Source organism: Streptomyces sp. NPDC006476 (assembly GCF_040612015.1).
GTDB lineage: Bacteria > Actinomycetota > Actinomycetes > Streptomycetales > Streptomycetaceae > Streptomyces > Streptomyces griseorubiginosus_B.
The window spans coordinates 39,693-46,775 of sequence record NZ_JBEXPK010000064.1 but is presented as its reverse complement, the minus strand read 5'-3'; the positions used below and the strand labels follow the sequence as shown (position 1 = coordinate 46,775).

Below are 7,083 nucleotides of genomic sequence, written 5' to 3'. Positions count from 1 at the left end.
CCGTTCTTCGGCATCATCTCCGAGGTCATCCCGGTCTTCTCGCGCAAGCCGATGTTCGGCTACATGGGCCTGATCGGCGCGACCATCGCCATCGCGGGTCTGTCCGTGACGGTGTGGGCGCACCACATGTACGTCACCGGCGGTGTGCTGCTGCCGTTCTTCTCCTTCATGACGTTCCTCATCGCCGTCCCCACCGGCGTGAAGTTCTTCAACTGGATCGGCACCATGTGGAAGGGCTCCCTGAGCTTCGAGACACCCATGTTGTGGGTCATGGGTTTCCTGGTGACCTTCGTCTTCGGCGGTCTGACCGGCGTGATGCTCGCCTCTCCGCCCGTCGACTTCCACGTCTCCGACTCGTACTTCGTGGTGGCGCACTTCCACTACGTCGTCTTCGGCACCGTGGTGTTCGCGATGTTCTCCGGCTTCCACTTCTGGTGGCCGAAGATGACCGGCAAGATGCTCGACGAGCGGCTCGGCAAGATCACCTTCTGGACGCTGTTCATCGGCTTCCACGGCACCTTCCTGGTCCAGCACTGGCTGGGCGCCGAGGGCATGCAGCGCCGTATCCCCGACTACCTGGCGGCCGAGGGCTTCACCGCGCTCAACACGGTCTCGACCATCTCCTCTTTCCTGCTGGGCTCCTCGATGTTCCCGTTCTTCCACAACGTCTGGAAGACCGCCAAGTACGGCGAGAAGGTCGAGGTCGACGACCCGTGGGGCTACGGCCGCTCGCTGGAGTGGGCGACCTCCTGCCCGCCTCCGCGGCACAACTTCGGCCGACTCCCCCCGATCCGCAGCGAATCCCCGGCGTTCGACCTCCACCACGGCCGGACACCCATTGCAGAGAGGGAGTTGACCGCCCCATGAGCAGCGAGGACACCCGGACGCTTCTCAACGAGATCGAGGGGCACCTCCTGATCGCCGCCGCCCGGCAGGATGGTCGAAGCGCCGCCGCCCGCTTCAGTGCTCCCTTCGACTGGCTGACCGGGGCCCAACGGGAGGAGGTGGAGGGGCGGTTCGAGGCGGAGTACCTCGCACTCGCTCGCGCCTCCTGGCAGCACACGGCGGAGCGTGCCCGTCAGATACGGGGCGAGTACGAGGCGGCCTACCGCGGCCTGCGCAACCGACTGCTGGCCGGTTGGCTGCTGGCCTGTGCCGGTGTCGTGGCCGCGGGTCTGGTGGTGTTGGCAATGCACCTGGGCCGGCGCTAGTTCAGCGTCCACTTCTGGTTGTCGCCGCCGTTGCAGCTCCACAGGTCCAGCAAGGTCCCGTTGGCGGTGCCGTTGTTGTAGGCGTCCAGGCACAGCCCGGCGTTGACATTGGTGATCGTGCCGTCGCTGCCCACGTTCCACTTCTGGTTGTTCTGGCCGTTGCAGTCCCAGATGACGACCTTGGTGCCGTTGGTGGTGCCGAGGTTGTAGGCGTCGAGGCACTTGTCGCCGTACACGACGAGTTCCTTGCGGGAGGTGTACGTCCAGGCCTGGTTCTGACCGCCGTTGCAGTCCCAGAGCTCGGCCTGGGTGCCGTTGGTGATCGTGTTGTTGTAGACGTCGAGGCAGCGGCCGGACTGCTTGCCGACGGCCTGGGTGCCGTTGGCTCCGGGCAGCGGACGGACCGTGATGTCCGCGAGGGTCGGCGCGCCGGTGAAGGCCAGGGTGTTGGCCGAGCCCTTGGACAGGCCGACCATCACCGAGACGGTGCCCTGCGAGGAGCCGGTGGGCGGGAAGGAGACAGTCGTCGAGCCCTGGCCGTTGACCTTGAGGGTCGCGGTGCGGGCGCTGGAGGTGTTGTTGGTGTAGGCGACGTCCACGACCTTGACGCCGGTGTTTCCGGCGGCCACGCCCGAGAAGCTCGCCGTGCCGGTGTAGGTGCTGCTCGCCGCTTCGGTACCCCCGGTGACGGTGAGCATCACCGAGCCGCCCGCCGGGACGCTTGTGGTGTAACTCGTGCCGTACGAGCCGAGGTTGGTGCGGGCCCACACATCACGGACGGTCGCGGAGGCGTTGGTCAGGCCCAGGTCCGACCAGCGCACGGTGATGTTCTGGGCGGAGGAGGTGCGGTTGAGCAGGACGACGGCGCGGTTGCCGGTGCCGGACAGGACCTTGCCGTAGACCTGCAGTCCGCTGCTGTCCTCGGCGACCTTGACGCCCTGGAGGCCGCGCGGGTCCTGGTCGACGGCGATGACCTCGGGGTTCTTGAGGATGCCGGCGGTCTCCGAGGTCATGGTGGCGAGGTTGTTGCCGGCGAGGAGGGGGGCGCCGGAGATCGCCCAGAGGTTCATATGGGTGCGGTTCTGGGCGGCGGTGAAGCCGTCCATGCCGACCATCAGCATGTCGGGGTCGTTGTAGTACCCGGTGTGCTGGGCGAGGGGGTGCAGGGTCTGGTCGAAGTTGGACAGCAGGTTCGTCATCGAGGGCGAGTCGCCGTAGTAGACGATGTCGGTGCTGGTCCGCCACATGGGGGCCTGTCCCGGCGCCCAGTTCCAGGGGTTCTGCTTGCCCCAGTTGCAGATCGAGAGGGTGAGCGGACGGCCGGTGGTGGCCGTCGCCCTGGCGACCGCGTCACTGATCGACTGGTACGTCGACGCGGCGTCGAGCCCTTCCGCGTCACCGCCGCACCAGTCGACCTTGACGAAGTCGAAGCCCCACTGGGAGAACTGCAGCATGTCCTGGTCGTAGTGGCCCTCGCTGCCGGTGTCGGGCGCGGCGGGACGGCCGGTCGGGTAGTAGTAGCCGCAGCCGTTCCTGCCGGCGTCGGTGTAGATGCCTGCCTTGAGGCCCTTGCTGTGGATGTAGTCGGCGATGGCGCTCATGCCGCCGGGCCACTCGGACTCGTCGACGGTGATGTTGCCCGCGCTGTCGCGGGTGCCCTGCCACCAGCCCTCGTCGATGTTGATGTACTTGTATCCGGCCGTCGGCAGGCCGGCCGCCACGAACGCGTCGACCTGCTGCTTGATGACGTTGTAGTCGATCTTCGCGGCGAAGCTGTTCCAGGACGCCCAGCCCATCGGGGCGGTGGGCACGGCGATCTGACGGCTCGTCGCCGCCTGAGCGGGGCCGGGGCCGGCGAACAGCAGGGCCGCGGTCGCGGTGAGGAGCAGGGCGAGGAGGCGTACGGCGGCGGATCTGAGGCGCACGTGGGCACCTCTGCGGAGCGGGTGCGGCGGGGGGAACATGCGGCTCCTCCGGTGTGAGGGGATCTCAGCAGACCAAGGCACTTATTCGAGATACCGAACGAGGATCGGTTAACCGAACGCATCGCGCGCCGAAAGTAGAGCCACCGGGAGAGTGAAGTCAACGGATGCGACAGGGGTGAAGTGGCCGTTGTGCACGGGTCGTTGTCGCCGTACGACCTGACACGGCGTCATACTGGCCGTCGTGCGCGTAGCGATCATGACGGCGGGATCCCGGGGCGATGTGGCCCCGTACACCGGACTCGGGCACGGACTGGTCCGTGCCGGGCACGAGGTCACCCTGGTCACCCACGCCCGGTTCGAGCCGCTGGTGGCCGGTTCGGGCGTCCGCTTCCATCCCCTGCCCGTCGACCCGCGGGCCGAGCTGGAGTCCGCACGGGGACGCGGGCTGCACCGCAGCGCCACCGGGGTGGGCAAGCTGGTACGCGTGGTCGCGATGGCGCGGGCGCTGGTCGGACGCATGGCGGACGACCTCGTGACGGCCGCCCGGTCCAGCGAGCTGCTGCTCCTGTCCGGTTCCGTGGGCCCCCTCGGCCGCACCATCGCCGAGGGCCTGTCCCTGCCGTATCTGGACGTTCCCCTGCAACCGCTCGCCCCGACACGGGAGTTCGGTCCGCCCATGCTCGGAGTCCGCTCGCTCGGAGCGGTGGGCAACCGGATCGCCGGGCACGGGGTGACCCTGGCCGTGGAGCAGGTCTTCGCCGGGGCGCTGCCGGCCGTACGGCAGCGGCTGGGGCTGCCCCCTGCGAGCGCCGCCGCGGCATGGCGGGACCGGGAGCGGCAGGCGCGGCCGGTGCTGCACGGCTTCAGCGAGCTGGTGGTGCCCCGACCGGGCGACTGGCGTGCGGGCCTCACCGTGGCCGGCTACTGGTGGCCGTACGACGGCGACAGTGAACTCCCCTCCGCGCTACGGGACTTCATCGAAGCGGGACCACCGCCCGTGTACGTCGGCCTGGGCAGCGCGACCGTGCCCGACCCCGAGCGGCTGAGCGGGGCCGTGGTGCGCGCCCTGCGCCGGGCCGGGCTGCGGGGCGTGATCCAGCGCGGTTGGGCCGGTCTCGAAGCCTCCGACTCGGACATGATGACGATCGACGAGGTCCCCCATTCGGTGCTCTTCCCCCGCATGGCCGCCGTGGTCCACCACGCGGGCGCGGGTACGACAGCGGCCGCCCTGCGCGCCGGCGTGCCGACGGTGCCGGTACCGATCCAGTTCGACGAGGGCTTCTGGGCCGCGCGCCTGGTCGCCCTGGGCGTCGCCCCCCGCGCCCTGCCGCTGCGCCGCCTGACGGCCGACACCCTGGCCACCGCCCTGATGCGGGCCACCCGCGATCCGGCGTTCGCACGGCGCGCCGCCGATCTGGGGGCGCGCATCCGCGGGGAGGACGGGGTGGCTCCGGTGCTGTCCGCGGTCGATCGGTGCGGCACGGCGGGCTGACCGAGGTCAGCGAGGCGTCCCAGAACCCCGGATGCGCTCCGGATGGAGGAAGCAAGCCCGCGGAGGACGGCGAAACGCCGCCCGGGTCCTTCTCGCCCCCCGGCGCACCGACGATCATGCCGCGTCATGGACATCTTGCTCGTCGCCAGCGCGTTCAACAGCCTGTCCCAGCGCGTGTACGCGGAACTGTCGGACGAAGGGCACCGGGTCGACGTCGTTCTCGCCTCGCACGGCACCGAGGCGATCAGGACCGCCGTACAGGAGGTGCGTCCGGAACTGATCATCGCCCCGATGCTGAGGACGGCGCTGCCGGAGGACGTCTGGCGGGCGCACACCTGCCTCGTCGTGCATCCGGGGCCGCCCGGCGACCGCGGCCCGTCCTCCCTGGACTGGGCCGTCGCCGAGGAGGCGCCGGAATGGGGCGTCACGGTGCTCCAGGCGGAGGCGGGCATGGACGCCGGTGACGTGTGGGCGTCCGAGTCCTTCCCGACGGCGCCGGTCGGCAAGAGCGACCTGTACCGCAACGAGACTTCGGACGCCGCCGCGGCCGCCGTCCGCCTGGCCGTACGGCGCTACGCCGAGGGGGCGTTCAAGCCGCAGCCGCAGAGCGATCCCTCGGTCCGCGTGGTGTGGCGCGACTTCTTCCGCCAGGAGCGGCGCGGGATCGACTGGGAGAACGACGGCACCGGGACGGTGCTGCGCAAGCTCCGTGGGGCCGACTCGCAGCCGGGCGTCCTGGACGAACTCCTCGGCCACGAGGTGTTCCTGCACGGCGGCCACCCCGAGGACGAACTGCGCGGAGCCCCCGGGGAGTTGCTCGCCACCCGCGCCGGGGCGGTCTGCCGGGCCACCCGGGACGGCGCGGTGTGGATTCCGGAACTGCGGCCCCGCAAGAGCTCCGGCGACCCGGCGCCGTTCCGCCGTCCCGCAGCCTCCGTGCTCGCCGCCTTCTCCGCTCCGTCACTGCCGGAGGTACCGGCCCCGCTCGAGCTGCCCGCCGGCCGCAGGACCTGGACCGACATCCGGTACCGGCAACACGGCGACATCGGCTTCCTGACCTTCTCCTTCCCCGGCGGAGCGATGAGCACCGACCACTGCCGCAGGCTGCTCGCCGCCTACCGGCAGGCGCTCACCCGGCCCACCCGGGTGCTGGTGCTCGGCGGATGCCGCGACTTCTTCTCCAACGGCATCCACCTCAACGTCATCGAGGCCGCCACCGATCCCGCCGGTGAGTCCTGGTCCAACCTCAACGCCATGGACGACCTGGTCGAGGCGGTCCTGCGCACCACCGACCGGCTGGTGGTGGCGGCGCTCGGCGGCAACGCGGCGGCGGGCGGCGTCATGCTCGCGCTGGCCGCGGACCAGGTGTGGTGCCGCACGGGCACCGTCCTCAACCCGCACTACCGGCGGATGGGCCTGTACGGCTCGGAGTTCTGGACGTACACGCTGCCGCGCCGCGTCGGAGGCGAGATCGCGCGGCGGCTGACCACCGAGGCGCTGCCGGTGAGCGCGGCCACCGCCGCACGGCTCGGGATGGTGGACCGTCTGCTGCCGGTGCCGGCCCAGGCGTTCGCCGCCGAGGTGGAGAAGCTGGCCACCGCGCTCGCCGGTGCCCCGGACCTCGCCCGGCAGATCGCCGCGAAGGCCGCGACACGCCGGGCCGACGAGGAACGACGACCGCTCTCCGACCACCGGCGGGCCGAACTCGCCCGGATGCGGGCCATCTTCTTCGATGCGCGGGCCCCTTACCACGCCCTGCGCTCGGCCTTCGTGCGCAAGCTGCCGGGCGGCTCGGCCCGGCCCCTCGCCCCGGTCGGCGAGCCCGTCGCCGGGGGTGACCGGTGACCGGGTCCGGCACCCGCCTGCTGGTGGCAGGCGTCGGCAACATCTTCCTCGCCGACGACGCCTTCGGCCCCGAGGTGATCCGCGCCCTGGACCGGCGGCCGCTGCCCGCCGAGGTGCGGGTGCGGGACTTCGGCATCCGCGGCCTGGATCTCGCGTACGAACTGCTCGACGGCTACGACACCGCCGTCCTCGTCGACGCGGCCGTGCGGGGCCACCGGCCGGGCACCCTGTCGCTGATCGAACCGGACCTCCCGGACGGCGGCGAGGGCGCCGCCCCGCCCGAGGCGCACGGCATGGATCCGGCCAAGGTGCTGGCCCTCGCCGCCCACCTCGGCGACGAGCCGCTGCCGCGCGTCCTCGTCCTCGCCTGCGAGCCCGAGCTGCGGCCGAGCGGCGACGAGGACATCACCCCGGGCATCAGCGCGACGGTCCGCGACGCGGTCGAGCGAGCCGTCGAGGCCCTGCACACCCTGGTCCCGGTCCTGCTCGCCGACCCCCTGGCCACACCTGCGTTGGGCCGCCCGGACGAATCCACGGGCCCGTCCGCGGCCGGGCTCCCGCTGCCGGTGGCCGGCGGCGCCGAGGATCGGTGACGCACCGACATCCCGGT

General features: G+C 71.2%; 6 protein-coding genes. 5 read left to right on the top strand and 1 reads right to left on the bottom strand.

Going from position 1 to position 7,083, the window contains the following annotated elements; genetic code table 11:
• Both ABZZ74_RS41880 and ABZZ74_RS41875 read left to right on the top strand, forming a co-directional pair.
• On the top strand, positions 1 to 867 hold an 867-nt coding region (locus ABZZ74_RS41880), incomplete at its 5' end, for a cbb3-type cytochrome c oxidase subunit I (RefSeq protein ID WP_356949386.1).
• On the top strand, positions 864 to 1,211 hold the full coding sequence (locus ABZZ74_RS41875) for a hypothetical protein (RefSeq protein WP_356949385.1): 348 nt from the start codon (positions 864 to 866) through the stop codon (positions 1,209 to 1,211). The genes ABZZ74_RS41880 and ABZZ74_RS41875, both read left to right, overlap by 4 nt.
• Here the strand turns inward: ABZZ74_RS41875 and ABZZ74_RS41870 are convergent.
• The gene (locus ABZZ74_RS41870) at positions 1,208 to 3,175 is read right to left on the bottom strand and encodes a ricin-type beta-trefoil lectin domain protein (RefSeq protein ID WP_356949384.1); all 1,968 of its coding nucleotides are present in this window, start codon (positions 3,173 to 3,175) and stop codon (positions 1,208 to 1,210) included. The two genes, ABZZ74_RS41875 and ABZZ74_RS41870, sit on opposite strands and share 4 nt — an antisense overlap.
• 217 nt (positions 3,176 to 3,392) lie before the next feature.
• Between ABZZ74_RS41870 and ABZZ74_RS41865 the strand changes: the two genes are divergently transcribed.
• The 3 genes from ABZZ74_RS41865 to ABZZ74_RS41855 all read left to right on the top strand — a co-directional run bounded on the left by ABZZ74_RS41865 (position 3,393) and on the right by ABZZ74_RS41855 (position 7,066).
• Positions 3,393 to 4,628 carry a glycosyltransferase gene (locus ABZZ74_RS41865; protein WP_356949388.1) on the top strand — a complete coding sequence of 412 codons (1,236 nt, stop codon included), beginning with the start codon at positions 3,393 to 3,395 and terminating at the stop codon, positions 4,626 to 4,628.
• Between the two features lie 126 nt (positions 4,629 to 4,754).
• Positions 4,755 to 6,473 carry an enoyl-CoA hydratase-related protein gene (locus tag ABZZ74_RS41860; RefSeq protein ID WP_356949383.1) on the top strand — a complete coding sequence of 573 codons (1,719 nt, stop codon included), beginning with the start codon at positions 4,755 to 4,757 and terminating at the stop codon, positions 6,471 to 6,473.
• Positions 6,470 to 7,066 (top strand): hydrogenase maturation protease, encoded by a 597-nt coding sequence (locus ABZZ74_RS41855; RefSeq protein ID WP_356949382.1) that lies wholly within the window; start codon positions 6,470 to 6,472, stop codon positions 7,064 to 7,066. Before ABZZ74_RS41860 ends, ABZZ74_RS41855 begins: the two co-directional genes overlap by 4 nt.
• The last annotated feature ends 17 nt before the right edge of the window (positions 7,067 to 7,083 follow it).